General features: G+C 57.0%; 23 protein-coding genes. 15 read left to right on the top strand and 8 right to left on the bottom strand.

Annotation, left to right across the window (positions count from 1 at the left end; translation table 11 throughout):
* Positions 1 to 119 precede the first annotated feature (119 nt).
* Positions 120 to 1,070, top strand: coding sequence for a universal stress protein UspE (gene uspE, locus BN3796_RS14080; RefSeq protein ID WP_061708990.1), 951 nt, complete (start codon positions 120 to 122; stop codon positions 1,068 to 1,070).
* Between the two features lie 40 nt (positions 1,071 to 1,110).
* Here uspE and BN3796_RS14075 read toward each other — a convergent pair whose 3' ends face one another.
* The 3 genes from BN3796_RS14075 to pntA all read right to left on the bottom strand — a co-directional run bounded on the left by BN3796_RS14075 (position 1,111) and on the right by pntA (position 5,265).
* A complete protein-coding gene (locus tag BN3796_RS14075) occupies positions 1,111 to 2,226 on the bottom strand; it encodes a mechanosensitive ion channel family protein (RefSeq protein ID WP_061708989.1) in 1,116 nt (371 codons plus the stop codon).
* Positions 2,227 to 2,335: 109 nt separating this feature from the next.
* Positions 2,336 to 3,724 (bottom strand): Re/Si-specific NAD(P)(+) transhydrogenase subunit beta, encoded by a 1,389-nt coding sequence (pntB, locus tag BN3796_RS14070; protein ID WP_061708988.1) that lies wholly within the window; start codon positions 3,722 to 3,724, stop codon positions 2,336 to 2,338.
* An 11-nt stretch (positions 3,725 to 3,735) separates the two neighbouring features.
* A complete protein-coding gene (gene pntA / locus BN3796_RS14065) occupies positions 3,736 to 5,265 on the bottom strand; it encodes a Re/Si-specific NAD(P)(+) transhydrogenase subunit alpha (RefSeq protein WP_061708987.1) in 1,530 nt (509 codons plus the stop codon).
* Between the two features lie 529 nt (positions 5,266 to 5,794).
* On the opposite strand from pntA, the gene ydgH reads away from it, so the two are divergent.
* The 3 genes from ydgH to folM all read left to right on the top strand — a co-directional run bounded on the left by ydgH (position 5,795) and on the right by folM (position 9,066).
* Entirely contained in the window at positions 5,795 to 6,739 is a 945-nt protein-coding gene (gene ydgH / locus BN3796_RS14060; protein ID WP_061708986.1) for a DUF1471 family protein YdgH, read from the top strand.
* A 181-nt stretch (positions 6,740 to 6,920) separates the two neighbouring features.
* On the top strand, positions 6,921 to 8,303 hold the full coding sequence (locus BN3796_RS14055) for an amino acid permease (protein ID WP_061708985.1): 1,383 nt from the start codon (positions 6,921 to 6,923) through the stop codon (positions 8,301 to 8,303).
* Positions 8,304 to 8,343: 40 nt separating this feature from the next.
* Entirely contained in the window at positions 8,344 to 9,066 is a 723-nt protein-coding gene (gene folM / locus BN3796_RS14050) for a dihydromonapterin reductase (protein WP_061708984.1), read from the top strand.
* On the opposite strand, the gene BN3796_RS14045 is transcribed toward folM, so the two are convergent.
* Complete coding sequence (locus BN3796_RS14045) at positions 9,063 to 9,398, bottom strand: GlpM family protein (protein ID WP_061708983.1); 336 nt, start codon at positions 9,396 to 9,398, stop codon at positions 9,063 to 9,065. The genes folM and BN3796_RS14045 overlap by 4 nt on opposite strands.
* 129 nt (positions 9,399 to 9,527) lie before the next feature.
* On the opposite strand from BN3796_RS14045, the gene rstA reads away from it, so the two are divergent.
* The 3 genes from rstA (at position 9,528) to tus (ending at position 12,568) form a co-directional block, all read left to right on the top strand.
* On the top strand, positions 9,528 to 10,244 hold the full coding sequence (gene rstA, locus BN3796_RS14040; protein ID WP_061708982.1) for a two-component system response regulator RstA: 717 nt from the start codon (positions 9,528 to 9,530) through the stop codon (positions 10,242 to 10,244).
* A gap of 18 nt (positions 10,245 to 10,262) precedes the next feature.
* Positions 10,263 to 11,561 carry a two-component system sensor histidine kinase RstB gene (gene rstB / locus BN3796_RS14035; RefSeq protein WP_061708981.1) on the top strand — a complete coding sequence of 433 codons (1,299 nt, stop codon included), beginning with the start codon at positions 10,263 to 10,265 and terminating at the stop codon, positions 11,559 to 11,561.
* Positions 11,562 to 11,638: 77 nt separating this feature from the next.
* Complete coding sequence (gene tus / locus BN3796_RS14030; RefSeq protein WP_061708980.1) at positions 11,639 to 12,568, top strand: DNA replication terminus site-binding protein; 930 nt, start codon at positions 11,639 to 11,641, stop codon at positions 12,566 to 12,568.
* On the opposite strand, the gene fumC is transcribed toward tus, so the two are convergent.
* Both fumC and fumA read right to left on the bottom strand, forming a co-directional pair.
* The gene (fumC, locus tag BN3796_RS14025) at positions 12,569 to 13,963 is read right to left on the bottom strand and encodes a class II fumarate hydratase (RefSeq protein WP_061708979.1); all 1,395 of its coding nucleotides are present in this window, start codon (positions 13,961 to 13,963) and stop codon (positions 12,569 to 12,571) included.
* 136 nt (positions 13,964 to 14,099) lie between these two features.
* Positions 14,100 to 15,746 carry a class I fumarate hydratase FumA gene (fumA, locus tag BN3796_RS14020; RefSeq protein ID WP_061708978.1) on the bottom strand — a complete coding sequence of 549 codons (1,647 nt, stop codon included), beginning with the start codon at positions 15,744 to 15,746 and terminating at the stop codon, positions 14,100 to 14,102.
* Between the two features lie 199 nt (positions 15,747 to 15,945).
* Here fumA and manA point away from each other — a divergent pair, with 199 nt between their 5' ends.
* Both manA and BN3796_RS14010 read left to right on the top strand, forming a co-directional pair.
* Positions 15,946 to 17,118 (top strand): mannose-6-phosphate isomerase, encoded by a 1,173-nt coding sequence (gene manA / locus BN3796_RS14015; protein ID WP_061708977.1) that lies wholly within the window; start codon positions 15,946 to 15,948, stop codon positions 17,116 to 17,118.
* Positions 17,119 to 17,217: 99 nt separating this feature from the next.
* Entirely contained in the window at positions 17,218 to 18,741 is a 1,524-nt protein-coding gene (locus tag BN3796_RS14010; protein ID WP_061708976.1) for a YdgA family protein, read from the top strand.
* Between the two features lie 297 nt (positions 18,742 to 19,038).
* Here the strand turns inward: BN3796_RS14010 and BN3796_RS14005 are convergent, their stop codons facing one another.
* The gene (locus BN3796_RS14005; protein WP_061708975.1) at positions 19,039 to 20,067 is read right to left on the bottom strand and encodes a Mal regulon transcriptional regulator MalI; all 1,029 of its coding nucleotides are present in this window, start codon (positions 20,065 to 20,067) and stop codon (positions 19,039 to 19,041) included.
* A 176-nt stretch (positions 20,068 to 20,243) separates the two neighbouring features.
* Here BN3796_RS14005 and malX point away from each other — a divergent pair, with 176 nt between their 5' ends.
* The 3 genes from malX to add all read left to right on the top strand — a co-directional run bounded on the left by malX (position 20,244) and on the right by add (position 24,155).
* Positions 20,244 to 21,836, top strand: a complete 1,593-nt coding sequence (malX, locus tag BN3796_RS14000) for a maltose/glucose-specific PTS transporter subunit IIBC (RefSeq protein WP_061708974.1) — start codon at positions 20,244 to 20,246, stop codon at positions 21,834 to 21,836.
* A 48-nt stretch (positions 21,837 to 21,884) separates the two neighbouring features.
* A complete protein-coding gene (locus tag BN3796_RS13995) occupies positions 21,885 to 23,057 on the top strand; it encodes a MalY/PatB family protein (RefSeq protein WP_061708973.1) in 1,173 nt (390 codons plus the stop codon).
* Between the two features lie 96 nt (positions 23,058 to 23,153).
* Positions 23,154 to 24,155, top strand: coding sequence for an adenosine deaminase (gene add, locus BN3796_RS13990; RefSeq protein ID WP_061708972.1), 1,002 nt, complete (start codon positions 23,154 to 23,156; stop codon positions 24,153 to 24,155).
* A 35-nt stretch (positions 24,156 to 24,190) separates the two neighbouring features.
* Here the strand turns inward: add and BN3796_RS13985 are convergent, their stop codons facing one another.
* The gene (locus BN3796_RS13985; protein WP_061708971.1) at positions 24,191 to 25,261 is read right to left on the bottom strand and encodes an oxidoreductase; all 1,071 of its coding nucleotides are present in this window, start codon (positions 25,259 to 25,261) and stop codon (positions 24,191 to 24,193) included.
* Positions 25,262 to 25,495: 234 nt separating this feature from the next.
* On the opposite strand from BN3796_RS13985, the gene blr reads away from it, so the two are divergent.
* The 3 genes from blr to BN3796_RS13970 all read left to right on the top strand — a co-directional run bounded on the left by blr (position 25,496) and on the right by BN3796_RS13970 (position 26,559).
* Entirely contained in the window at positions 25,496 to 25,621 is a 126-nt protein-coding gene (blr, locus tag BN3796_RS13980) for a division septum protein Blr (RefSeq protein ID WP_187374040.1), read from the top strand.
* 196 nt (positions 25,622 to 25,817) lie between these two features.
* Entirely contained in the window at positions 25,818 to 26,033 is a 216-nt protein-coding gene (gene ydgT, locus BN3796_RS13975) for a transcription modulator YdgT (protein ID WP_061708969.1), read from the top strand.
* An 85-nt stretch (positions 26,034 to 26,118) separates the two neighbouring features.
* Positions 26,119 to 26,559: a DUF2569 domain-containing protein gene (locus BN3796_RS13970; RefSeq protein WP_061708968.1), complete on the top strand. Its 441-nt coding sequence runs from the start codon at positions 26,119 to 26,121 to the stop codon at positions 26,557 to 26,559.
* Positions 26,560 to 26,622: the final 63 nt, after the last annotated feature.

Raw genomic sequence — 26,622 nt, 5'->3', positions numbered from 1 at the left:
TGCCGGATCGATAAATTTTTTGATTTATTGATCTGGCAAAAACTTCTCCCCTGTTTCATTCACCATATATAGGTTACTCTCTTTATTACAGACTGAGGTGCAGTTGTAAGGAGAACTGTATGGCAAATTATCACAATATGCTGGTCGCCATCGATCCTAACCAGGACGATCAACCGGCCTTGCGGCGAGCTGTATATTTACATCAACGGATTGGTGGCAAAATCAAAGCATTTTTGCCGATTTATGACTTCTCATACGAAATGACCACCCTTCTGTCGCCTGACGAACGCACCGCAATGCGTCAGGGAGTGATCAGCCAGCGTACCGCGTGGATCCGCGAGCAGGCAAAATATTATCTCGAAGCCGGTGTCCCCATTGATATTAAAGTGGTGTGGCATAACCGTCCTTTTGAAGCCATTATTCAGGAAGTGGTCAGCGGGGGTCACGATCTGCTGCTGAAGATGGCGCACCAGCATGACAAGCTGGAAGCGGTAATTTTCACCCCTACCGACTGGCACCTGCTGCGTAAATGCCCTTGCCCGGTCTGGATGGTGAAAGATCAGCCGTGGCCGGAGGGAGGCAAGGCGCTGGTGGCCGTAAACCTGGCCAGCGAAGAGGATTATCATAATTCTCTGAACGAAAAACTGGTGAAGGAGACCCTGCATCTGGCCGATCAGGTCAACCATACCGAAGTTCATCTGGTGGGCGCCTACCCGGTTACCCCTATCAACATCGCTATCGAACTGCCTGAATTTGATCCAAGCGTCTATAACGACGCTATTCGCGGTCAGCATCTGCTGGCGATGAAGGCGCTGCGCCAGAAATTCGGCATTGACGAGAAAATGACACACGTCGAGAAAGGGTTGCCAGAAGAGGTTATCCCGGATCTCTCCGAGCATCTTCAGGCGGGGATTGTGGTGCTGGGCACCATTGGCCGCACCGGTATCTCTGCCGCCTTCCTCGGCAATACCGCCGAACAGGTGATCGATCACCTGCGCTGCGACCTGCTGGTCATCAAGCCCGATGAGTACCAGACGCCAGTCGAGCTGGATGACGACGAGGACGACTAACCGTACGCAAGCTAAAGCCCGCCTGATGGCGGGCTTTTTTTTAGCTTTCCGTTACCGGCTGTGGCTGCGGCTGCGGACGTTCTCCTTTTTTCATCCACGGCGCATGGAGCACCATGCTCGGCAGCGCCAGTTCCACATCCTGTTCACGTAGCCCTTCCAGAATGCGAATATTGATCTCCTGCTGAATATCCATGTATTTGTTGTAGTCGGCGGTATTGACAATATGCACCACTTCAAAGGTCAGGCGGTCGGTGTCAAAGCCGAGGAAGTGGGCGCGATCGAAGTTCGTCTCACCGACATCGGTGATAATCTGCTTCACCATCCCGCCGATGAGGCGCAGCTTCTCTGCGGGGGTATTGGTGGCGACGCCAAAGGTAAAGACGATACGTCGCGTCTGCATCCGCTTGTAGTTATGCAGCGTCTGCTGCAGGAGGATGGCGTTACCGCAGACGATCTGCTCCCCGCTCAGGCTGCGAATACGGGTGGTTTTCAGGCCAATGTGTTCCACCGTACCCGCCACATCGTTAAAGACCACGAAGTCGCCAATTTCAAAAGGCTTGTCAAAGCCGATGGACAACGAGGCGAAAACGTCGCTGAGGATAGTCTGCACCGCCAGCGCGATGGCGATACCCCCTACCCCCAGACTCGCCACCAGCGCGGTGATATTTACCCCGGCGTTGGCGAGAATCGAAAGCAACATCACCGACCAGACGATAGCGCGCAGGATCAGGCCGGTAATGACCAGCGTAACGGGATTTTTATGGCTGCCCGGCGCACGCATTACATGGCGAAGCCACGAGACGACACCCTGATCGAACCACAGGGCCACCTGTATCGCCAGCACCAGGAACCACGCGTGGCTCAGCGTGCCGTAAAGCCTGTCCGGCAGATCGACGAAACGCAGGCTGAAGAGAAAAGCGACCACAAAAAGGAGGAACCGGCTGGTACGGTTGAGGATATCGGTCAGGATAAACCGCATCCTGTTAGTAGTGGGATGTTTATCCCCCCAGGTAGCGATCCCTTTCTTGGCAAACCCCACCAGACGGTTGAGCAGCCAATAAACCAGAAACGTCAAGATAATGACGGTGGCGACCCCCACCCAGAACTGTGGCGTCATGGCCAGTTCTATGATGTTGAAACGTGACAAAAATTGCATTATTCCTCCTCGCGCTACGCAAAATTAAAAGTATAGACAGAAGGAATGAGCAGACGGCGGAATTAAGAAAAACCGCCCTGTCGGGCGGTTAGATAAGCGGCAGCGCGGTTTACAGCGCCTTCAGGATCGCATCCACGCTGGCTTTGGCGTCGCCAAACAGCATCTGGGTGTTCTCCTTAAAGAAGAGCGGGTTTTGCACTCCGGCGTAGCCGGTATTCATGGAGCGCTTAAAGACGATAACGTTCTGCGCCTTCCAGACTTCCAGCACCGGCATACCGGCAATAGGGCTCTTCGGATCGTCCTGCGCCGCCGGGTTGACGGTGTCGTTGGCGCCGATAACCAGCACGGTATCGGTATCGGCGAAATCATCGTTGATCTCATCCATCTCCAGCACGATGTCATAAGGCACTTTCGCCTCGGCTAACAGCACATTCATATGGCCCGGCAGACGTCCGGCAACCGGATGGATGCCAAAGCGTACCTTGATACCGCGCGCGCGCAGCTTCTCGGTGATCTCCGCTACCGGATACTGCGCCTGGGCGACCGCCATGCCGTAGCCCGGGGTAATGATCACCGAATGGGAGTTTTTCAGCATCTCTGCCGTCTCTTCTGCGGTAATTTCGCGGTGCTCGCCCACCTCTTCGTCGCCGCCAGAGGACGAGCCGTCGGTACCGAAGCCACCCGCGATGACGCTGATAAAGGACCTGTTCATCGCCTTACACATGATGTAGGAGAGAATTGCCCCCGACGAGCCCACCAGCGCACCGGTAACGATCAGCAGGTCGTTGCTGAGCATAAAGCCCGCCGCCGCCGCCGCCCAGCCGGAATAGGAGTTGAGCATCGAGACCACCACCGGCATATCCGCCCCGCCGATAGAGGCCACCAGGTGCCAGCCAAACGCCAGCGCGATAAGGGTCATAATCAGCAGCGCAAAGACCTGCAGACCGACGCTCTCGGTACGCACAAAGACCAGCAGCAGCAGGAAGGAGACCACCAGCGCCGCAAGGTTCATCTTGTGGCGGTTGGGCAGCATCAGCGGCTTCGAGGAGATTTTGCCGCGCAGTTTGCCAAAGGCCACAATTGAACCGGTAAAGGTGACCGCCCCGATAAAGATACCGAGGAACACTTCGGTCAGATGGATGTTAACCAGAATCGGCTCCATCCCCGGTTCGTGGTAGAGATAGCTGTTAAAACCAACCAGCACCGCCGCCAGGCCGACAAAGCTGTGCAGAATCGCCACCAGCTCCGGCATCTCGGTCATTTCCACGCGCTTCGCCAGGCGAATACCAATCGCCCCGCCGATGATCATCGCCACCAGGATCCACGCCACGTTGCCGGTATCCGGCCCGAAGATGGTCGCAATCAGCGCAATCGCCATCCCGGCGATACCGAAGTTATTCCCCTTCTGGGAGGTTTCATGTTTTGAGAGCCCCGCCAGGCTGAAAATAAACAGGATCGCGGCAACAATGTATGCAGCTGTAACTAATCCTCCAGACATGTTGTTACCCCTTATCCCTTACGAAACATTTTCAGCATGCGCTGAGTGACGGTGAAACCACCAAAAATATTGATGCTGGCGATCAGCACGGCGATAAAGCTCAGGAAGCTTATCCAGCCGCCATGACCAATCTGCAACAACGCCCCCACCACAATGATCCCGGAGATGGCGTTAGTTACCGACATCAGCGGCGTATGCAGGGCGTGCGAGACGTTCCACACCACGTAGTAACCCACCACGCAGGAGAGCGCAAAGACGGTGAAGTGGCCAAGGAACTCTTTGGGCGCCACATCCGCCAGCCAGCCAAAGAGGATAATCGCCAGCGCCATCAGCGCATATTTGCGCCACGGCGAGGCGGGCTCGGCCACCGGCGGGGGTTCTGCTGCCTTCGGCGCTGCCTGTTGCGGCTGGGCAGAAACCTGAATCGGTGGCGCAGGCCAGGTGATCTCACCATCACGAATGACCGTAACGCCACGCACCACTACATCTTCAAAATCAATAGTGACGTTGCCATCTTTCTCTTTGCAGAGCAGCTTCATCAGGTTAACAAGGTTAGTACCGTAGAGCTGGGAGGACTGAGTCGGCAGACGCCCCGGCAGATCGGTATAACCAATCACCTTCACGCCGTTGGCGGTGGTGACCACTTCATTGGCCACGGTGTATTCACAGTTGCCGCCGTTCTGCGCCGCCAGGTCGACAATGACGCTGCCGGGCTGCATGCTGTCCACCATTTCACGCGTGATGAGCGTCGGTGCCGGTTTACCCGGGATCAGCGCAGTGGTGACGATAATGTCCACCTCTTTCGCCTGTGCGGCAAACAGAGCCATCTCCGCCTTAATAAAGGCTTCTGACATTACCTTCGCATAGCCATCCCCGCTGCCCGCCTCTTCTTTGAAGTCGAGCTCCAGGAACTCGGCGCCCATGCTCTGCACCTGCTCTTTCACCTCCGGGCGGGTATCAAACGCCCGCACGATCGCCCCCAGGCTATTGGCCGCCCCGATAGCCGCCAGGCCCGCCACGCCCGCGCCTATGACCATCACTTTCGCCGGCGGCACTTTGCCCGCGGCGGTGATCTGCCCGGTAAAGAAGCGACCAAACTCGTGAGCGGCTTCCACAATGGCGCGGTAGCCGGCAATGTTCGCCATGGAGCTGAGCGCATCCAGCGACTGAGCGCGGGAGATACGCGGCACGGAGTCCATCGCCATTACTGTCACGTTACGCGCCGCCAGTTTTTCCAGCAGCGCCGGATTCTGTGCCGGCCAGATAAAGCTCACCAGCGTCGTGCCCGGGTTCAGCTTCTCAATCTCCTGCTCATCCGGCGCGTTCACTTTCAGAATGATCGGTGACTGCCAGACCTCCGCGCTATCCACCACCTGCGCGCCTGCAGCTATAAAGGCCTCGTCATCGAAGCTTGCCAGTTTGCCCGCGCCGCGCTCAACCGCGACGGTAAAACCCAGCTTCAGCAGCTGCTCCACCGTTTTCGGCGTGGCGGCGATGCGGGTTTCATTGGCTAACCGTTCTTGAGGTATTCCAATACGCATACTCTTTCCCTTCCATCGGTTCTTGATGATGGTCTGTCGACATGGATCCGCGCGCTGCCTGGCCCGACCTCTGACCGGCGGCAATATTGATCGCGGAAAAAAATAATCGGTAACAAACTTTCTATAACCTACTGAAAATAGCGCCTGTGATCTACCGCCAGTAAAAACTATTTATGGCTTTATCCCGTAAAATTCAGCCTTTGCCCACTCTGACAGGGATAATTCCCTTAAATTTAGCCCGGGGGCCGAGATATCGCTCAGGCGGAGCGGGAAAAACATGATATAGCGCCATAACAAAACAACTATTTAACATTAAATTAACTTGTGAAAGCGGTAAGGATTATCACTTTTATTGTTCAAATGCGCATTTCTTCAACATTTTAGCAATTGTGATGAGATGGAGCTCCCTTCTCGCCACCTGTGTGAAAAATCGCGCAGACAGCGGTAAGGTTTAAATGCCATAATCGGCTTCTTTTCAAATTAACAACAACACCAGTACCTGGTTTGCGCAAGGCGAAGGATTATTTTTATGAAGCTTAAGAACACTCTCCTGGCGTCCGCACTCCTTTCTGCGACCGCTCTGTCTGCTAACGCCGCGACAGAGTTAACGCCGGAGCAAGCGGCAGCGTTGAAACCTTATGACCGCGTGGTGATAACCGGTCGCTTCAACTCCATTGGCGATGCCGTGGACGCGGCCTCACGTCGTGCGGATAAAGAGGGCGCCGCCTCTTTTTACGTGGTTGATACCTCTGATTATGGCAGCGGTGGCAACTTACGTGTGGTCACCGATCTCTATAAAGAAGATGCGCCAAAAGCGGATGCGCCTAAAAACCGTATCATCAACGGCGTGATGGAGCTGCCCAAGGATCAGGCCATTGAGCTTGAACCCTTCGACACGGTGACCGTGCAGGGCTTCTACCGCAGCCAGCCGGAAGTGAACGACGCCATCACCAAAGCCGCGAAAGAGAAAGGGGCCTACGCCTTCTATATTGTGCGCCAGGTTGATGCCAACCAGGGCGGCAACCAGCGTATCACCGCGTTTATCTATAAAGCCGACGCCAAAAAACGTGTGCTGCAGAGCCCGGATGCCATTCCGGCTGATTCTGAAGCCGGACGTGCAGCGTTAGCCAAAGGCGGGGAAGAGGCGAAGAAAGTGGAGATCCCTGGGGTCGCCACCAGCGCAGCGCCGAGCATGGAAGTAGGTCGTTTCTTTGAAACCCAGGCATCGAAAGGTGGACGTTACACTGTCACCTTACCGGATGGCACCAAAATTGAAGAGGTGAACAAAGTCACCGCGGCGCAGATGGTACCGTTCGATAGCGTCACCTTCACTGGTAACTATGGCAACATGACCGAGATCTCCTATCAGGTCGCCAAGCGCGCCGCGAAGAAAGGGGCGAAATACTATCACATTACCCGTCAGTGGCAGGAACGGGGCAACAACATCACCATTAGTGCCGATCTTTACAAGTAATCACTCCGAAAAAGGCGGCGCTGGCCGCCTTTTTTAAACGATTTATTCGAATTTCTGCTACATATCATTGCATGCGTTCCTGACACTCCGTAAAATTCCGCGCCTTAGCGTAACCCACCATTTTTATGCGCTTACGCAAAATAATTATTCGGGATTTACCCCCTTTCACAACAGGAAGCCAATGGAAAAGAAACTTGGCCTGAGCGCTTTAACCGCGCTTGTTTTAAGCTCCATGCTGGGGGCAGGCGTCTTTAGCCTGCCGCAGAATATGGCAGAAGTGGCCAGTCCCGCCGCGCTGCTGATCGGCTGGGGGATTACCGGCGTCGGCATCCTGCTGCTGGCGTTTGCCATGCTGCTGCTGACGCGCATTCGCCCCGATCTGGATGGTGGCATTTTTACCTATGCCCGCGCAGGTTTTGGCGAGCTGATTGGCTTTTGTTCCGCCTGGGGCTACTGGCTGTGCGCGGTGATCGCGAACGTCTCCTATCTGGTTATCGTCTTTTCGGCGCTGAGTTTTTTTACCGACACGCCGACGCTGCGTATCTTCGGCGATGGCAACACCTGGCAGTCGATCGTGGGCGCTTCTCTACTGCTGTGGCTCGTCCACTGGCTGGTGCTGCGCGGCGTGCAGACCGCTGCCAGCATTAACCTGGTGGCAACGCTGGCGAAGCTTCTGCCGCTGGGACTCTTTATCGTGCTGGCGATTATGGCGTTTCGTCTGGACATCTTCAGCCTCGACTTTAGCGGCGTCGCACTGGGCGTACCGGTCTGGGAGCAGGTAAAAAATACCATGCTCATCACCCTGTGGGTCTTTATCGGCGTCGAGGGCGCGGTGGTGGTCTCCGCCCGCGCCCGTAACAAACGCGACGTCGGCCGCGCCACGCTGCTGGCGGTGCTGGCGGCGCTGGGCGTTTATCTGCTGGTTACCCTGCTTTCGCTGGGCGTTGTAGCCAGGCCGGAGCTGGCGGAAATGCGCAACCCGTCAATGGCGGGATTGATGGTGAAAATGATGGGGCCATGGGGCGACGTGGTGATTGCCGCCGGGCTTATCGTCTCCGTCTGCGGCGCCTATCTGAGCTGGACCATTATGGCCGCTGAAGTCCCCTTTCTGGCGGCGACTCATAAAGCCTTCCCGCGGCTGTTCGCCCGTCAGAACAAGAATAACGCGCCCTCGGCGTCGCTGTGGCTGACCAATGCCAGCGTGCAGATCTGCCTGATCCTTATCTGGCTGACCGGTTCGGACTATAACACGCTGTTAACCATCGCCTCCGAGATGATTCTGGTGCCCTACTTCCTTGTTGGCGCTTATCTGGTAAAAATCGCCACCCGCCCGCTTCATTATGGGGTGGGTATCGGAGCCTGTATTTATGGCTTATGGTTATTGTATGCTTCCGGCCCGATGCATCTGCTGCTTTCGGTTGTGCTTTACGCGCCCGGGCTGCTGGTCTTTATCTACGCTCGCCGTTCGCACCAGCTTAAAACCGGCTTAACGCATCGCGAAAGGATCGTGATTGGCCTGTTACTGGTTGCTGCCGTGCCGGCAACGTGGATGTTAATGGGATAAGCGCCCGCTTTCCCATTGTTACTGTAAAAAGGAGAACGCAATGGGAAATTCGCCGCAACGCCCGATTCTGATTACCGGGGCAGGCCGACGTATCGGCCTCGCCCTCGCCCACCACTTTCTCTCGCTACAGCAGCCTGTGATAGCGAGCTATCGCTGCGAGTATCCCTCCATTGAGGGGCTAAGAGAGGCAGGGGCGACCTGCATTCAGGCCGATTTTTCTGACGATGAGGGGATTCTGACCTTTGCGGAGCAGGTTAAATCCATCACCGGCGGGCTGAGAGCGATTATCCATAACGCCAGCGCCTGGATGGCGGAAAAACCGGGCACACCGCCCGGCGATACGCTCTCCTGCATGCTGCAAATCCACGTCCATGCCCCCTATCTGCTCAACCACGCCCTCTGCGATTTGCTGCGCGGGCACGGCCACGCCGCCAGCGACATCATCCACTTTACCGACTACGTAGTGGAGCGCGGCAGCGAGAAACATATCGCCTATGCGGCCAGCAAGGCGGCGCTGGATAATATGACGCGCTCCTTTGCCCGCAAGCTCGCACCGGAAGTGAAAGTGAACGCCATTGCCCCCTCGCTTATTTTGTTTAACGACGAGGACGATGCCGACTATCGTCAGAAGGCGCTGAATAAATCGCTGATGAAAATCGCCCCTGGCGAGAAGGAGATCATCGATCTTACCGACTATCTGTTGACCAGCTGTTACGTCACCGGCAGAACCTTTGGCGTCGACGGCGGCCGCGCACTCTGCTAGTGAAAGCGGCTCCAGAAAAAGATGAGCACCCAGGCGCTGAGGCTCCAGCAGACCACCGCTCCGCCCAGCGCCACCGGCAGCCGCAGAAAGCCGGTAAAATACCAGAGCGACAGCAGATAGAGGAAATAGGGAATAATTGACCACATTCCGAAGACAATCGTGGCGCGCAGCGCCTCAATGCCGCGTTCAGAGGCGACGATATAGTGGGCGATAAGAGCAAACGTCGGAAAAAGCGGGATCAGCCCGGCGATATAGTAATTTTTTGTCTTTGCCAGTATGCCAATCAACAAGACAACCAGCGCACCCAGCGCAGCTTTGAGCAGCAGCCCCATGCTTTTCCCTGTAACAACTAAATAACAATTCCGCACAGCATAACGGAACCCGGCCCGATTTAAAAAAGATTAATGTAAGGTTTAGGTCAGAGGGTGTATGTTGGCGTTTTTTACAAATACAGTAGCACTATGAACAAGATCGTTTTTGTTGAGGATGAACCTGAAGTTGGCCAGCTGATTGCCGCCTATCTGGGCAGGCATGATATGGAGGTCATCGTGGAGCCGCGCGGCGACCGCGCGCAAGCGGTGATTATGTGCGAACAGCCGGATCTGGTGCTACTGGACATCATGCTGCCCGGCAAGGATGGCATGACCCTCTGTCGCGACCTCCGTGCCCAGTGGAATGGCCCGATAGTGCTCCTGACCTCCCTCGACAGCGATATGAACCACATCCTCTCGCTTGAGATGGGCGCGAACGACTACATTCTTAAAACTACGCCCCCCGCCGTGCTGCTTGCGCGCCTGCGTCTGCACCTGCGCCAGCACGCCGCCGCCAGCGGCGAAGCGTTCGCTCCGGCACTGACGCCGCATAAGGTGATGACCTTCGGTACCTTGTCTATCGATCCTGTCAACCGGCAGGTGATGCTGGGCGGTGCGGAAGTGTCGCTCTCCACCGCCGATTTCGATCTTCTCTGGGAGCTTGCCACCCACGCCGGACAGATCATGGATCGCGACGCCCTGCTGAAAAACCTGCGCGGCGTGAGCTATGACGGTCTCGATCGCAGCGTGGACGTGGCGATTTCACGCCTGCGTAAAAAGCTGCTCGATAACGCCACGGAGCCGTTTCGCATTAAGACGGTGCGCAATAAAGGCTACCTTTTCGCCCCCCACGCCTGGGAAAGCTAATCGCTAACGGATACCTTTATGAAAAAGCTGTTCGTGCAGTTTTATCTGCTGCTGTTCGCCTGCTTCCTGGTGATGACCATGCTGGTCGGGCTGGTCTACAAATTTACCGCCGAACGTGCCGGACGGCAGTCTCTTGACGATTTGATGAAAAGCTCGCTCTACCTGATGCGCAGCGAGCTGCGGGAGATCCCGCCCCACGATTGGGCGCGGACCTTAAAAGAGCTTGATTTGAACCTGTCGTTTGACCTGCGTATCGAGCCGCTGAAGAAGTTTGCTCTCGACGCGCCGACCATGCAGCGCCTGCGCGCCGGGGAGATCGTGGCGCTGGATGAGAAATACACCTTTATCCAGCGTATTCCGCGCAGCCATTACGTCCTGGCCGTCGGCCCGGTCCCCTATCTCTATTTTTTGCACCAGATGCGGCTGCTGGATATGGCACTCCTCGGTTTTATCGCTATCTCACTGGCGCTGCCGGTATTTATCTGGATGCGACCGCACTGGCAGGAGATGCTACGGCTCGAGGCCGCCGCCCAGCGCTTTGGCGAGGGCAATCTCAACGAACGCATACATTTTGACAGCGGCTCCAGCTTCAAACGACTCGGCGTGGCGTTTAACCAGATGGCGGATAATATCAATGCGCTAATCGCCAGCAAGAAGCAGCTAATAGACGGCATCGCCCACGAACTGCGCACCCCACTGGTACGCCTGCGCTACCGGCTGGAGATGAGCGAGAATCTGAGCGAAGCAGAATCCCAGGCGCTGAATCGCGATATTGGCCAGCTGGAAGCGCTGATTGAGGAGCTGCTGACCTACGCCCGACTCGACCGCCCGCAAAACGAACTGAAGCTCAGCACCCCCCATTTACCCGCCTGGCTGCAGAGCTACATTGATGACGTCCAGAGCGTCAATCCACAGCGCACGCTGCGGCTGCAGACGCAGCCCGGCGACTACGGTGCGCTGGATATGCGGCTGATGGAGCGTGTGCTGGATAATCTGGTGAATAACGCCCTGCGCTACAGCGAACAAACCCTGCATATCGGCCTGGGTCTTGAAGGGGCGCAGGCAACGCTTTGGGTGGAAGATGACGGCCCCGGTATCGCCCCGTCAGAGCGTCAGCGAGTGTTTGAGCCATTCGTGCGTCTCGATCCCAGCCGCGACCGCGCCACCGGCGGATGCGGGCTGGGGCTGGCTATTGTCCATTCCATCGCCCAGGCGATGGGCGGCAGGGTGAGCTGTGAAGAGAGCGCCTCCGGCGGGGCGCGATTTTGCTTTAGCTGGCCGGTTTATCATCAGATCGCCCTCCCTTCCCCTGCCTGACCTTTTTGTGGTGGCAGGATGGTCTGGTTCGCAAAAGCGTGCTATAAATTAAGTATGTTGTAACTAAAAGGTGTGCTATGGCCGCTTACGATCTTATTGAACGCTTAAACTCCACCTTCAGGGAGATGGAACAGGAGCTGGCTGGTCTGTCCGACGCGCTTCAGCGCTGTCGTCTGCTGGCCGCGCGCGTCTTCACGCTGCCGGAGGTGGTTAAGGGGGCGGAGCACGATCCGCTGAACACCATCGAGGTTAAACAGCATCTGAGCCGCGAAGCGCTGGCTTTAACCCTGCAACATTACCGCCACCTCTTTATCCAGCAGCAGTCGGAAAACCGCAGCAGCAAAGCCGCCGTGCGTCTGCCGGGGGTCATCTGCCTGCAGTGTGACGTCGCCACGCGCGAGCAGCTGGAGGCGCAGATCGCGCGGATCAACACGCTTAAGGCGGAATTTGAGAAGATCGTTACCGAAGAGTCCGGCCTGCCCCCCGCGGCCCGTTTTGAGTGGGTACACCGCCAGCTGCCGGGGCTTATCACGCTTAACGCCTACCGCACGCTGACGGTGCTGCGCCATCCCGCCACGCTGCGCTTTGGCTGGGCCAATAAGCACATCATCAAGAATCTGACCCGCGACGAGGTGCTGGCGATGCTGGAAAAAAGCCTGAAGGCGCCGCGCGCCGTCGCGCCCTGGTCGCGTGAACAGTGGATCGAGCGGCTGGAGGCGGAATATCAGCAGATTGCCGCCCTGCCGGAGGGAACCCGGCTCAAGATCAAGCGGCCCGTGAAGGTGCAGCCAGTGGCCCGCGTCTGGTATTCGGGGCAGCAAAAGCAGGTGCAGTACGCCTGTCCCACGCCGCTTATTGCGCTCTACGAGGCGGATCAGGGCGCGGTTATTCCCGATATCGGCGAACTGCTCAATTACGATGCGGAAAATATTCAGCACCGCTATAAGCCACAGGCGCAGCCGCTGCGGCCGATTATTCCGCGGCTGCACCTCTACGTGGCAGAGTGACTATTTCAGCGTGCCGACCATCGCTTCCGGCCTCACCCAGCTGTCAAATTCCGCTTCGGTGAGATAGCCCAGCGCCAGCGCCGAGGCCTTCAGCGTCAGCCCCTCCTTGTGGGCTTTTTTGGCAATTTCCGCCGCCCTGTCATAGCCGATATGGGTATTCAGGGCGGTGACCAGCATCAGCGACTCGTTCAGCAGCTGGCTGATGCGCTCACGATTCGGTTCGATACCGACCGCGCAGTGTTCGTTAAAACTCGCCATCCCGTCCGCCAGCAGGCGCACCGACTGTAAGAAGTTGTGGATCACCATCGGGCGATAGACGTTGAGTTCAAAGTTACCGGAGGCGCCGCCCATATTGACCGCCACGTCGTTGCCCATGACCTGACAGCAGAGCATGGTCATCGCTTCGCACTGGGTAGGGTTAACCTTGCCCGGCATAATAGAGCTGCCCGGCTCATTTTCCGGGATAGCGATCTCCCCGATGCCGCAGCGCGGACCGGATGCCAGCCAGCGCACGTCGTTGGCGATTTTCATCAGCGACGCTGCCAGCCCCTTCAGCGCCCCGTGAGCATGTACCAGCGCATCGCAGGTCGCCAGCGCCTCGAATTTGTTTGGCGCGGTCACAAACGGCTGCCCGGTGATGTTTGCCAGCGCCTCTGCCACACGGACCGCATACTCCGGATGGGTGTTTAACCCGGTCCCCACCGCCGTACCGCCGAGCGCCAGTTCCGTCAGGTGCGGCAGGCTCTGGTCGATATGCTTCAGATTGTGCTCCAGCATCGCCACCCAGCCGGAAATCTCCTGGCCGAGGGTGAGCGGCGTGGCGTCCTGCAGATGGGTGCGGCCAATTTTCACGATATCGCGGAAGGCCTCCGCTTTCTCCTGCAGGGTCTGCTGCAATACCTTTAGCTCAGGAATAAGCGCTTCGCGCAGGGCAATCACCGCCGCAACGTGCATGGCGGTTGGAAAGACGTCGTTGGAGCTCTGGCTCTTGTTCACATCGTCGTTGGGGTGCACCTTGCGCCCCATTCCCCGCTCGCCGCCCAGCAGTTCGCTGGCGCGGTTGGCCAGCACCTCGTTCATGTTCATATTGCTCTGGGTGCCGGAACCGGTCTGCCAGATGGCGAGAGGAAATTCCTCAGGATGTTTTCCCGCCAGCACCTCATCGGCGGCGTTAATGATGGCGCGGGCTTTATCCGCCTCGAGCAGCCCCAAATCGAGGTTCACCTGCGCGGCGGCGCGTTTGGTCAGGGCCAGCGCGTGGATCAGCGCGACGGGCATTTTCTCGGTAGAAATACGAAAATGTTCCAGCGAGCGCTGGGTTTGCGCTCCCCAGAGCTTATCGGCCGGGACGTCGATGGCGCCCATAGAATCTTTTTCCTGGCGTACCGTGGTCATTACTTTCTCCTTGATAACAATGAAGGGGGTTGCTCACACGTTAAAGAGATAAGTATTGATGGCTTATACATTACTGCATGGCGCTTTGTGCGCTCTTGCTATGTCGGGTGGCGGCTGCGCCACCCGGCTTTTTATCTTACTTCACACATGCCGAGCACTGAGAGGACTGGATCTGTTTGAAGAAGTCGTTCCCCTTGTCATCCACCAGGATAAAGGCCGGGAAATCTTCCACTTCGATTTTCCAGATAGCTTCCATACCCAGCTCCGGGTACTCCACACACTCCAGGCTCTTAATGCTGCCCTGCGCCAGTACCGCCGCCGGGCCGCCGATGCTGCCCAGATAGAAGCCGCCATGCTTATGGCAGGCATCCGTCACCTGCTGGCTGCGGTTGCCTTTTGCCAGCATAATCATGCTGCCGCCGTTAGCCTGCAGCTGATCGACGTAGGAGTCCATGCGCCCGGCGGTGGTGGGGCCTAACGAGCCGGAGGCATAGCCTTCCGGTGTTTTAGCCGGACCGGCGTAATAGATCGGGTGATCCTTGATGTACTGCGGCAGCCCTTCGCCATTATCCAGCCGCTCTTTCAGCTTCGCGTGGGCGATATCGCGCCCGACGATAATGGTGCCGTTCAGCGACAGGCGGGTAGAGACCGGATATTGCGAAAGTTGTGCCAGGATCTCGCTCATCGGCCGGTTCAGGTCAACGCGTACCGCCTCGCCCTCGCCCGCCTTGCGCAGCGCTTCCGGGATATATTTGCCGGGATTATCCTCCAGCTTTTCGATCCAGATGCCGTCGCGGTTGATCTTCGCCTTGATGTTACGATCCGCAGAACAGGAGACCCCCATCCCCACCGGACAGGAGGCGCCGTGACGCGGCAGGCGGATCACGCGGATATCGTGAGCGAAATATTTCCCGCCAAACTGCGCGCCAAGACCGAGGTTTTGCGCCTCCACCAGCAATTCCTGCTCAAGCTGCAGATCGCGGAAGGCCTGGCCGTGCTCATTCCCTTCGGTCGGCAGTTCGTCATAGTATTTGGTCGAGGCGAGCTTGACGGTCTTAAGGGTGCTTTCCGCCGAGGTGCCGCCGATGACAAAAGCGATATGGTATGGCGGGCAGGCTGCGGTACCGAGGGTGCGCATCTTCTCTACCAGGTAGTTTTTCAGCTTACCCGGGGTGAGCAGCGCCTTCGTCTCCTGCCAGAGGTAGGTTTTGTTTGCCGAGCCGCCCCCCTTGGCGATACAGAGGAATTTGTACTCCTCACCGTCAACGCTGTAGAGATCGATCTGCGCCGGCAGGTTGGTGCCGGTATTCACCTCTTTGTACATATCCAGCGGCGCATTCTGCGAATAGCGCAGGTTATCCTGGGTGTAGGTGTTATAGACCCCCTGCGCCAGCGCCGCTTCATCGCCGCCGCCGGTCCAGACGCGCTGGCCTTTTTTACCCATAATGATGGCGGTGCCGGTATCCTGGCAGGTAGGCAGAATGCCTTTCGCGGCGATATCGGAGTTACGCAGGAACTGCAGCGCCACATATTTGTCGTTTTCGCTCGCCTGCGGGTCGCTGAGGATATCCGCTACCTGCTGCTGGTGCGCCGGGCGCAGCATGAAGGAGGCGTCGTGGAAGGCGTGCTGCGCCAGTAAGGTAAGCGCCTGCGGCTCAACCTTGAGGATCGGCTGACCTTCAAATTCAGAGACAGAGACGTGGTCACGGGTTAGCAGATAGTATTCGGTGCGATCCTTCGCCAGCGGAAAAGGATCCTGATAATGAAAGGGTTTATTTGACATTGTTCTCTCACTTACGACATTGCTGATTTCTGTTCAGGCAGATGTTCCGTTGCCCTGCTTAAAAGCGAGTCAGCATATCCTACACAATTTTTTAACAAAAACTGAGACAAGTACGACTTTTTGCATGCGCAGGTTACTTCCGCCCGGTTTATTGCTTTAATACCCGCAGTTTATTCCACATTGAAAACAGGGCTTGATAATGCAAAAACTCATTAACTCAGTGCAGAACTACGCCTGGGGAAGTCAAACTGCGTTAACGGAACTCTACGGGATCGCCAATCCGGACCAGCTGCCGATGGCGGAGCTGTGGATGGGCGCTCACCCGAAGAGCAGCTCAAAGATTACCGATGCCAGCGGCGAGCGCTCTTTGCGCGAAGCGATCGAGGCAGATAAAACCCGTCTGCTTGGCGCGCAGGTCGCGGAGCGTTTCGGGGAACTGCCGTTTCTGTTCAAGGTGCTTTGCGCCGATCAGCCGCTCTCTATCCAGGTCCATCCGAATAAAAAAGCCTCCGAAATCGGCTTTGCCAAAGAGAACGCGGCGGGTATCCCGCTGGATGCCGCAGAGCGTAACTATAAAGATCCCAACCATAAGCCGGAGCTGGTCTTTGCGCTGACTCCCTTCCTGGCGATGAACGCTTTCCGCGAGTTTTCGCAGATTGTCTCCCTGCTGCAGCCGGTGGCCGGAGCGCATCAGGCGATCGCCCATTTCCTCGAAAATCCGAATGCGGAACGTTTAAGCCAGCTCTTTGCCAGCCTGCTCAACATGCAGGGGGAAGAGAAATCCCGCGCGCTGGCGATCCTCCAGGCGGCGCTGGATAAAGAGACGGGCGAGCCGTGGGAGACCATTCGCCTGATCGCGAAGTTCTACCCGGACGACAGCGGTCTCTTCTCGCCGCTGCTGCTGAACGTGGTGAAGCTCAATCCCGGCGAGGCGATGTTCCTCTTTGCCGAAACGCCGCACGCCTATCTGCAGGGGGTGGCGCTGGAGGTAATGGCCAACTCCGACAACGTACTGCGCGCCGGCCTGACGCCGAAATATATCGATATTCCGGAGCTGGTCGCTAACGTGAAATTTGAAGCGAAACCCGCCAGCGAGCTGCTCACCCAGCCGGTGCAGAACGGTGCAGAACTCGACTTTCCGATTCCGGTGGCCGATTTTGCCTTCTCCCTGCATCAGCTCTCCGATAAAGAAGAATCTCTGGCGCAGACGAGCGCGGCTATTCTCTTTTGTGTGGAAGGCGAAGCCACGCTCAGCAAGAATGACACCCGGCTGCAGCTGAAAGCGGGTGAATCGGCATTTATTGGCGCGGACGAGTCGCCGGTGACTGTAAGCGGTACGGGCCGCCTGGCCAGAGTTTTTAACAAGATTTAGTCATCTACTGAATTTTACAGCAACTTTTGCTAAGCTATTCATAGCCTTTTTACTCCTCCAGGCGGTCTGACCGCCTGTTTCATTTTATGGATAAACATGATGAAAAAGTCTGTCGTAGCGGTTAGCGTAATTGTCGCCTTAGGCGTGGTATGGACAGGTGCGGCCTGGTTTACCGGTAAACAACTGGAAACCCGCATGGCGGAAATGGTGGCCCAGGCGAATAGCGAGATGAAACGCACCGCGCCAGAGGCGGGCCTGGAGCTGAGCTATCAGAACTATCAGCGCGGCGTGTTCCGCAGCCACCTGCAGTTGGTGGTGAAATCGGTCGCCGGCAGCCAGGAGGGCTGGCTGAAGCCGGGGCAGAGCGTGGTATTGAACGAAGTGGTCGATCATGGTCCCTTCCCGCTGGCGCAGCTGAAAAAATTCAACCTGATCCCCTCTATGGCATCGGTGAATACCACCCTGGTAAATACCGAGGCGTCAAAACCGCTCTTTGATTTAGCCAAAGGCCAATCCCCCTTTGAGGCCAATACCCGTATCACCTATGGCGGCGATACCCGCTCGGATATCGATCTGAAAGCGCTGAACTATGAAAACGGTGACGAGAAAGTGGCGTTCAGCGGCGGTAATTTCCAGCTGGATGCAGACAAAGATGGCAACGTCTTTAAACTGACCGGCGAGGCGCAGAGCGGCCTGGTGAACGCGGTTAACGAATATAACCAGAAAGTGCAGCTAACCTTCAATAACCTGAAGGCTGACGGCAACAGCCGCCTGACCAGCTTTGACGAGCGCATCGGCGATCAGAAAATATCCCTCGATAAAGTGGCTATCGCCATTGAAGGCAAAGAGATGGCGGTGCTGGAGGGGATGGATCTGGACGGTAAGTCTGACATCGCAAAAGATGGCAAAACCATCAACAGCCAGCTCGACTATAGCCTTAAAAGCCTGAAGGTGCAGAGCCAGGATCTGGGCAGCGGTAAGCTCTCCCTGAAGATTGGCAATATTGACGGTCAGGCCTGGCATCAGTTCAGCCAGCAGTATCGCGCCCAAAGCCAGGCGCTGCTCGCCGATAAGACGCTGATGGAAAACCCGGAGCTCTACCAGCAAAAAGCGATGGAGGCCTTTTTTGGCAATCTGCCTGTCCTGCTTAAGGGCGAGCCGGTGATCACCGTGGCGCCGCTGAGCTGGAAAAACAGCAAAGGCGAATCCACCTTTAACCTCTCCCTTTTCCTGAAAGATCCTGCCGCGACCACCGAAGCGCCGCAGACGCTGGCGCAGCAGCTTGATCGTAACGTCAAATCCCTCGACGGCAAACTGGCCGTTCCGGTGGATATGGCGACTGAGCTGATGACCCAGATCGCGAAGCTGGAAGGTTATAACGAAGACGACGCGGAAAAGCTGGCTTCACAGCAGGTGAAAGGGCTGGCGGCAATGGGCCAGATGTTCCGCATCACCACCCTTGAGGATAACGTCATTGGCACCAGCCTGCAGTATGGCAACGGCCAAGTGACGCTCAACGGCCAGAAAATGCCGCTGGAAGAGTTTGTCGGTATGTTCGGCATGCCGACGTTAGGTCTGCCTGAACCGACCGAGCCGGCCGCGCCGGTTGTACCGCAACAGTAAGCAACGAAGCCCCTCTTTGAGGGGCTTTTTTTTGACCTTTTTGTTTTAGCCCCAGAGGCTTGTGCTCAATACGAGTTTAACCGTTCTGCGTTACGGTGTAACGCATGTAAGGCTTGTCAATTGCGGCTTAGGCCCGTAGAGCGCGGGTACCCAGCCATAGCCACTCTCGCGCTGCATGATATGCCCCATCCCGGAAACGGCCGATGCGCCGCCGCAACCCGGTCGTCCTCTTTTACCAGCGCGATAAACGCTTTCGCGCGCGCCTTATCGCCGCGCTGAACCTGACAACGCCCCCTGCTATTTCTGCCTGACCAGCCGCGCTGACATGATTTGCTGCCCCAGCGGCGTCTCTGTTTTTTCGATACGCTGCAGTATCCGGTCCGCCAGCATATAGCCCATCTCACGGGCCGGGGTGACGGCCCAGACGATAGGCAGGTCGTCCAGCGTGTTTTCGGGAAGATCCGCAAAGGCCGCGAGCGCCACCTGCTGTTCAAAAAAGGTCTCCACGCTCCCTTCGCCGCTCTGGCGACCGGCACGTAATAACCCGAACCAGGCCCCCATGGCGATGGTCTCGTTATAACAGATCACCGCGCTGATGGTGGGGTTACGGCGCAGCAGCGCACCGATCGCTTCGGCGGCGAGCTTCTGGCTGTTATCGCACTCCACCACCCAGTCGCTGTGAAACGGCAGGCCATATTTCAGCAGCGTGGCGCAGTAGCCGCCAACGCGCTCGGCACGCGTTAACGACGAGCTTTTCCCCCCCAGCCAGGCGATGCGCTGATGACCCCGGCGAATCAGGTGTTCGGTTAACATCTGTGCCGCCTGCATATTGTCGGGACGCAGGGTATCAGCCTCGTCGAGATAACTCGCGCGCGAAGCAAAGAGCAGCGGAACACCTTTCTGCGCCGCACGTTCGCACAGGCCAACATCAACGCCAGAGGCACCCGCGATAATTATCCCGTCGACGCCCTGGTTCAGCAGCGTCTCCAGCCGGTGCAGGAGATGCTCTCCCTGACGGCCGCCGTGGAGCAGAAAGACCATTCTCCCCTGCGCCTCCAGCGCCTCGGTCAATCCGGCGGTGAGTTCGGCATAAAAGGGGGCGGCGAGATCGCGCACGATAAGCCCGATAACCCCGCTCTGCCCGCCGCGCAGCGCGGCGGCCTGCCGGTTGCGCACAAACCCCAGCTGCTCGATCGCCTCGTTGACGCGCTGACCGGTAGCCGACGAGATGCGCCCTTTTCCGCTCAGCACCAGCGACACGGTACTGGCCGACACCCCTGCCGCCAGTGCTACATCGTTGATCGTTATCTTTTTTTCATTTGCCATAGAACTGGCAGGCTCCTGCTTTCACACTTTTGATAAAACGTTTTATCTGGCGGTTACAGTTATACCGTCTGGCTTTGTTCGATAATGTGACCGGGTGCGCACTAAAGTTTGATAAAACGTTTTATCTTCTCGTTCCGTTAGTATGACACAGCCTTAACCCTATAAGGAGTCGTTTTATGACGGCCAAAACTACACCAAAAATCACGTTATGGGAGTTTTTCCAGCAGCTTGGCAAGACCTTTATGCTGCCGGTCGCTCTGCTCTCTTTTTGCGGCATTATGCTCGGCATCGGCAGCTCACTCAGCAGCCACGATGTCACCACCCTGATCCCGGCGCTCAATACCCCTTTTTTACAGGCGATCTTTATCTGGATGAGCAAGGTCGGTTCATTCGCCTTTAGCTTCCTGCCGGTGATGTTCTGTATCGCCATTCCGCTGGGGCTGGCGCGTGAAAACAAGGGCGTCGCGGCCTTTGCCGGCTTTGTCGGCTACGCGGTGATGAACCTGGCGGTAAACTTCTGGCTGACCGCCAAAGGTATTCTGCCCACCACCGATGCGGCTATCCTGAAGGCCAACAACATCCAGAGTATTCTCGGTATCCAGTCGATTGATACCGGTATTCTCGGGGCGGTGATTGCCGGCGTGATCGTCTGGCTGCTGCATGAACGGTTCCACACTATCCGCCTGCCCGATGCGCTGGCCTTTTTCGGCGGCACCCGTTTTGTGCCGATTATCACTACCGTGGTGATGGGGCTGGTCGGTCTGGCCATCCCGCTGATCTGGCCGGTATTTGCCATGGGCATTAACGGGCTGGGGCATGCCATTAACAGCGCGGGTGAATTTGGGCCAATGGTATTCGGCACCGGCGAACGTCTGCTGCTGCCGTTCGGCCTGCACCATATCCTGGTGGCGCTGATCCGCTTTACCGAAGCGGGCGGCACTATGGATGTCTGCGGTAATACCGTCAGCGGGGCGCTGACTATCTTCCAGGCGCAGCTCAGCTGCCCGACCACCCACGGTTTTGCGGAAAGCGCCACCCGCTTCCTGTCGCAGGGTAAAATGCCCGCCTTCCTGGGCGGCCTGCCGGGCGCGGCACTGGCGATGTATCACTGCGCGCGCCCAGAAAACCGTCATAAAATTAAAGGACTGCTGATTTCCGGCGTTATCGCCTGCGTGGTGGGCGGCACCACCGAACCGCTGGAGTTCCTCTTCCTTTTCGTGGCGCCGGTCCTCTATGTTATCCATGCGCTGCTCACCGGTCTGGGCTTTACCATCATGGCCGTGCTGGGCGTTACCATCGGCAACACCGACGGCAACGTGATCGACTTTGTGGTGTTCGGCATCCTGCATGGCCTGTCGACCAGGTGGTATATGGTCCCGGTGGTCGCCGCCGTCTGGTTTGCGGCTTACTATGGCATCTTCCGCTTTGCCATTACCCGCTTTAACCTCAAAACGCCGGGACGTGACCTCGATGTCGCCAGCAACATTGAGCAGGTGGTTGCCGGCCCGACCGGCAAGTCCGGCTACAATGTACCGGCGATTCTGGCGGCGCTGGGCGGCGCGGAGAACATTACCACGCTGGATAACTGCATCACCCGCCTGCGTCTGTCGGTGAAAGATATGTCGCGGGTGGACACCAACGCCCTTAAGGCCAACCGCGCCATTGGCGTGGTACAGCTTAACCAGCACAACCTGCAGGTGGTCATTGGCCCGCAGGTCCAGTCGGTGAAAGATGAAATGGCCACCCTGATGCGCACGGTGGAAGCCTGATGATTCGCCCCCTTTTGCGTAAGGGGGCCTCTCTTTAAAGGAACGAGTATGTTTGATTTTTCGCGCACGGTAGATCGCCACGGTACCTGGTGCACGCAATGGGACTACGTTGCGGACCGCTTTGGCGCAGCCGATCTGCTGCCCTTTACCATTTCAGATATGGATTTCGCCACCGCGCCCTGCATCATTGAGGCGCTGCATGAACGTATCCGTCATGGCGTCTTTGGCTACAGCCGCTGGAAGAATGACGAATTTCTGCAGGCCGTCGCGCGCTGGTTTGTACAGCGTTTCGACAGCCATATTGATAAAGAGAGCCTCGTTTATGGCCCGTCGGTTATCTATATGGTTTCTGAACTGGTCCGTATCTGGACCAAACCGGGGGATGGCATCGTCATCCATACCCCCGCCTATGACGCCTTTTATAAAGCAGTGGAGGGCAACCAGTGTCGCCTCGTGCCTGTGCCGATGGAAAAAAACGACAACGGCTGGTTTAGCGACATGAGCAAGCTGGAAGCCGCCCTCGCCAGGCCGGAAAATAAGGTGCTCCTGCTGTGCAGCCCGCAAAATCCCACCGGTAAAGTCTGGACGCGCGAGGAGCTGCAAACAATGGCGGATCTCTGTTCCCGCCATAATGTGGCGGTGATCAGCGATGAAATTCATATGGATATGACGTGGGGCGACCATCGTCATATTCCCTGGTGCGAGGTGGCGAAGGGAAGATGGGCGCTGCTCACCTCCGGCTCCAAGAGCTTTAATATTCCCGCGCTCACCGGCGCGTACGGGCTGATAGGCGATGACGCGAGCCGCGCCGCTTATCTGCAGGCGCTGAAGGGTCGCGACGGGCTCTCCTCTCCCTCGGTGCTCGCTCTGGTGGCCCATATTGCCGCCTATCAGCAGGGCGAAGCCTGGCTTGACGCGCTGCGTCACTACCTGGAGGCGAATCTGCGTTACGTGGCAGAGCAGCTTAACGCCGCTTTCCCTGAGCTTAACTGGCAGCCGCCAGAGGCGACCTATCTGGCGTGGATCGATCTTCGCCCGCTGAAGATTAACGACGAAGCGCTGCAAAAAGAGCTGATTGAGCGGCAAAAAGTGGCCATCATGCCGGGAACGACCTATGGCGTTGAAGGAAAAGGATTTGTTCGCCTGAACGCGGGCTGTCCGCGCAGCAAACTTGAACAGGGGGTGCAGCGGCTGATTGCGGCTATTAACGCGTTGCGCTGATCCGTTTGCGCAATGGATTATTCTATTGCGCAAATAGATTTTTACCGTGAAATGTTTTTATAATATGGCGCACTGTAACCAAAAAAGAGTGCGACCATGATTGACTTAAGCCTTCCCCTGACCGATATCCATCGTCATCTTGACGGCAACATCCGCGCCCAAACCATCCTCGATCTTGGCCGCCAGTATAATTTACCCCTCCCGGCAGAGAGCCTTGAATCGCTTATCCCTCACGTGCAGGTCACCGCCAGCGAGCCGGATCTGGTGCATTTTTTGAGTAAACTCGACTGGGGCGTAAAGGTACTGGCAACGCTGGATGCCTGCCGCCGCGTGGCGTTTGAAAATATTGAAGACGCGGCACGCAACGGCCTGCACTACGTTGAGCTGCGCTTTTCGCCGGGCTATATGGCGATGAACCACGGTCTGCCGGTTGCCGGTGTGGTGGAAGCCGTTATCGAAGGGGTTCGCCAGGGGTGCGCCGCGTTCGACGTTCAGGCCCGCCTGATCGGTATTATGAGCCGCACCTTTGGTGAATCAGCCTGCCTGCAGGAGCTGGAAGCGCTTCTCGCCCATCGCGACAGGATCGCCGCCATCGACCTCGCGGGCGACGAGCTGGGCTTCCCCGGCAGCCTCTTCCTGTCGCACTTTAATCGTGCCCGCGACGCTGGCTGGCATATCACGGTTCACGCGGGGGAAGCGGCGGGCCCGGAGAGCATCTGGCAGGCAATTCGTGAGCTGGGCGCCGAACGCATCGGCCACGGTGTGAAGGCGGTGGAAGATCCCGCGCTGATGGATTTCCTGGCACAGCAGCGTATCGGTATTGAATCCTGCCTCACCTCCAATATTCAGACCAGCACCGTTTCGTCGCTGGCGGCGCATCCGCTTAAAACGTTCCTCGAGCATGGAGTGCTGGCCTCCCTGAATACCGACGATCCAGCGGTACAGGGGGTCGACATTATTCATGAATATAATATCGCCGCACCGCAGGCAGGACTGAGCCGGGAGCAGATCCGTCAGGCGCAGATTAACGGTCTGGAGATGGCGTTCTTAACGCCCGCTGAGAAGCAGGCGTTGCGTGATAAGGTCGCCCGCAGCTAAGGGGCCGGGTGGCGCAGCGCGCCACCCGCTTCATCTCAGGCCAGGGAGAGCGTTGCCCGCTGTTTTGCCGACTCAATGCCCAGCTCGATCAGCTCCATAATCTGTATCGCCTGGCTTGCTGGTACCGGGTTTTCTCCCACCCCGTTAAGGGCATCGCGGATCGCCGCATAATAGGCCGGGTAGTTGCCCGGCCGCGTGAGCCAGCTCTCCTCGATCTGCTCGTCCCCTTCCATACGCGTCAGAATGCCGTCGCGCATGTCATAACCCCACTCCTGCTGGGGCGGCCGCTCGCCGCTTTTCAGCCTCTCCTCCTGCGGATCGAGGCCATACTTGACGTAGCTGCCGCGGGTGCCATGGATGATATAGCGGGCCGATTCAGCCGCCGCCAGTAGCGTGCCGTGTAGCACCACGCGACGCTGCGGGTAGCTGAGAATGGCGTGAAAATAATCTGTTGCCTGTGCACCCGGGCGAAGTTGCGCCAGGTCCACCGTCACGCTCACCGGCAGGCCAAAAAGATTGACGGCCTGGTCGAGGAGGTGCGGCGCCAGATCGTACCAGATGCCGCTGCCCGGCCCCGCCTGTTCGCGCCAGCGGTCGCGCACCTGCGGACGGAAACGGTCAAAGTGCGATTCAAAGAAAGCCACTTCGCCCAGAATGCCCTCCTCAAGCAGCGCTTTCACCGTCAGGAAATCGCTGTCCCAGCGGCGGTTATGGAATACCGACAGCAGACGTCGGCGGTTATGGAATACCGACAGCAGACGTCCCAGGCTTTTCGCCAGCGCGTCCAGTTCACGCGCCTGTGACAACGTCACGGTAAATGGCTTATCGACCACCACATGTTTTCCCGCCTCCAGCGCCGCTTTCGCCAGCGGGAAATGGGTATCATTCGGAGTCGGTATGACGATTAAATCGATATTAGGATCGTTAAACAGATGCTTTGGTTCAGAAACAACGGGCACGCCCGGCCAGTCCGCCTGTACCTTTGCCGCATCGCTACTGGAGACCGCCGCCAGCGTCATTCCCGCCGTGCCTGCAATCAGCGGGGCGTGAAACGTTTTACTGGCATACCCATAACCTATTAATCCTACTCGGATATTTTCACTCATCTCTTCGCCTCTCGTCGTCTCCTGAGCCGATTTTTACGCCAGGAGGGTGGTTGACGCAACCGCGTGGCATCTCATTCACCCACAGGGGTTGTCTCATGGTTTTATTACATCTTCATAACTTACTAAATTATCAGACTAAATCCCTGTGCAAAGCCCTTGTCGACAGCGCGACCCCACTGTAACATTTATCTTCTGTATTTATGGACAAATGACAACAGAATTATGACTGCAATCATCAATCGGATCATTGAATTAGCGGGCTGGATTGTATTAGGGATCTCCGTCATTTTGCTGGGCGTCGCCAGCCATATCGACAACTATCATCCCCCTGAGCCTGTCCAGGTAGCCCATCCGAAGTAAGCTGCTCTGCCGCAGGCCTGCTCGTTATTGCCAGCCTGTCTGAACAGCGATAACCTTCATGCCAGGCGCCACAAGGCGCCGGTTTAATCCAACAAAAAATGTGCCTTTCGGCACTCCGTTTGTTATTCATTTATCCGATTATTATTCAATCGAATTACCCTGCGGGTATGACTTACTTTTATATGGAAGCGTATTAATGACCGTTCAGGACTATTTATTAAAGTTTCGCAAAATTAGTTCCCTTGAGAATCTTGAAAAACTCTTTGATCACCTTAACTACACCCTGACCGATAGCCAGGAGATTATCAAGATGTATCGGGCTGCGGATCATCGTCGCGCGGAGCTGGTTTCCGGCGGCCGTTTGTACAATATCGGCGAGGTGCCGAAATCGGTCTGGCGCTATGTGCTCTGAAGGGTCGCCATCGGCGCGAAATGTTATATACTCACGCCCGGCTTCACGGCCTGACCCCTTTTCGCGCTGATTTACGGGAGACAAAATGACGCCAACATCTGGAGAAAGAATCGGAGGCTGGTTAATTGCCCCGCTGGCCTGGCTGCTGGTGGCATTATTAAGCGCCTCGCTGGCGCTGCTGCTCTATTCCACGGCCCTTATCACGCCGCAGGCCTTAAAAAACCTGACGGCTCAGAATACCCTGAATATTGCCCTGTGGTTTATCTCCTTCGCCTGCGCTATCGCGATGTGGTACTATACGCTCTGGCTGACCATCGCTTTTTTCAAGCGTCGTAAAAGCGTGCCGAAACACTATATTATCTGGCTGCTTATCTCGGTGCTCCTGGCGCTGAAAGCCTTTGCATTTTCACCGGTTTCTGACGGCCTGGCCGTGCGCCAGCTGCTGTTTCCGCTGTTGGCGGCTGCGCTTTTCGCCCCCTATTTTCGCCGCGCTGAGCGTGTAAAAAAGACCTTTGTGAATCCGTAATAACCTTACAGTTAACCTGTTGTCGCCCGTTGTGGTTTATCCGATAATAGGCGGCTTTTTTCA

This window comes from Pseudenterobacter timonensis, from assembly GCF_900021175.1.
GTDB classification, from domain to species: Bacteria; Pseudomonadota; Gammaproteobacteria; order Enterobacterales; family Enterobacteriaceae; genus Enterobacter; species Enterobacter timonensis.
This window is presented reverse-complemented; position numbering and strand designations above follow the sequence as displayed.

Bases quoted from the DNA above. Each gene is read 5' to 3' on its own strand.
- tus (WP_061708980.1), top strand. From the start codon at position 11,639: ATGGCCGCTTACGATCTTATTGAACGCTTAAACTCCACCTTCAGGGAG.
- malX (WP_061708974.1), top strand. From the start codon at position 20,244: ATGACGGCCAAAACTACACCAAAAATCACGTTATGGGAGTTTTTCCAG.
- pntB (WP_061708988.1), bottom strand. From the start codon at position 3,724: ATGTCTGGAGGATTAGTTACAGCTGCATACATTGTTGCCGCGATCCTG.
- rstA (WP_061708982.1), top strand. From the start codon at position 9,528: ATGAACAAGATCGTTTTTGTTGAGGATGAACCTGAAGTTGGCCAGCTG.
- folM (WP_061708984.1), top strand. From the start codon at position 8,344: ATGGGAAATTCGCCGCAACGCCCGATTCTGATTACCGGGGCAGGCCGA.
- ydgT (WP_061708969.1), top strand. From the start codon at position 25,818: ATGACCGTTCAGGACTATTTATTAAAGTTTCGCAAAATTAGTTCCCTT.
- BN3796_RS14010 (WP_061708976.1), top strand. From the start codon at position 17,218: ATGAAAAAGTCTGTCGTAGCGGTTAGCGTAATTGTCGCCTTAGGCGTG.
- fumC (WP_061708979.1), bottom strand. From the start codon at position 13,963: ATGACCACGGTACGCCAGGAAAAAGATTCTATGGGCGCCATCGACGTC.
- uspE (WP_061708990.1), top strand. From the start codon at position 120: ATGGCAAATTATCACAATATGCTGGTCGCCATCGATCCTAACCAGGAC.
- add (WP_061708972.1), top strand. From the start codon at position 23,154: ATGATTGACTTAAGCCTTCCCCTGACCGATATCCATCGTCATCTTGAC.
- BN3796_RS13970 (WP_061708968.1), top strand. From the start codon at position 26,119: ATGACGCCAACATCTGGAGAAAGAATCGGAGGCTGGTTAATTGCCCCG.
- BN3796_RS14045 (WP_061708983.1), bottom strand. From the start codon at position 9,398: ATGGGGCTGCTGCTCAAAGCTGCGCTGGGTGCGCTGGTTGTCTTGTTG.
- fumA (WP_061708978.1), bottom strand. From the start codon at position 15,746: ATGTCAAATAAACCCTTTCATTATCAGGATCCTTTTCCGCTGGCGAAG.
- BN3796_RS14055 (WP_061708985.1), top strand. From the start codon at position 6,921: ATGGAAAAGAAACTTGGCCTGAGCGCTTTAACCGCGCTTGTTTTAAGC.
- BN3796_RS14005 (WP_061708975.1), bottom strand. From the start codon at position 20,067: ATGGCAAATGAAAAAAAGATAACGATCAACGATGTAGCACTGGCGGCA.
- BN3796_RS13985 (WP_061708971.1), bottom strand. From the start codon at position 25,261: ATGAGTGAAAATATCCGAGTAGGATTAATAGGTTATGGGTATGCCAGT.
- rstB (WP_061708981.1), top strand. From the start codon at position 10,263: ATGAAAAAGCTGTTCGTGCAGTTTTATCTGCTGCTGTTCGCCTGCTTC.
- pntA (WP_061708987.1), bottom strand. From the start codon at position 5,265: ATGCGTATTGGAATACCTCAAGAACGGTTAGCCAATGAAACCCGCATC.
- BN3796_RS13995 (WP_061708973.1), top strand. From the start codon at position 21,885: ATGTTTGATTTTTCGCGCACGGTAGATCGCCACGGTACCTGGTGCACG.
- BN3796_RS14075 (WP_061708989.1), bottom strand. From the start codon at position 2,226: ATGCAATTTTTGTCACGTTTCAACATCATAGAACTGGCCATGACGCCA.
- ydgH (WP_061708986.1), top strand. From the start codon at position 5,795: ATGAAGCTTAAGAACACTCTCCTGGCGTCCGCACTCCTTTCTGCGACC.
- manA (WP_061708977.1), top strand. From the start codon at position 15,946: ATGCAAAAACTCATTAACTCAGTGCAGAACTACGCCTGGGGAAGTCAA.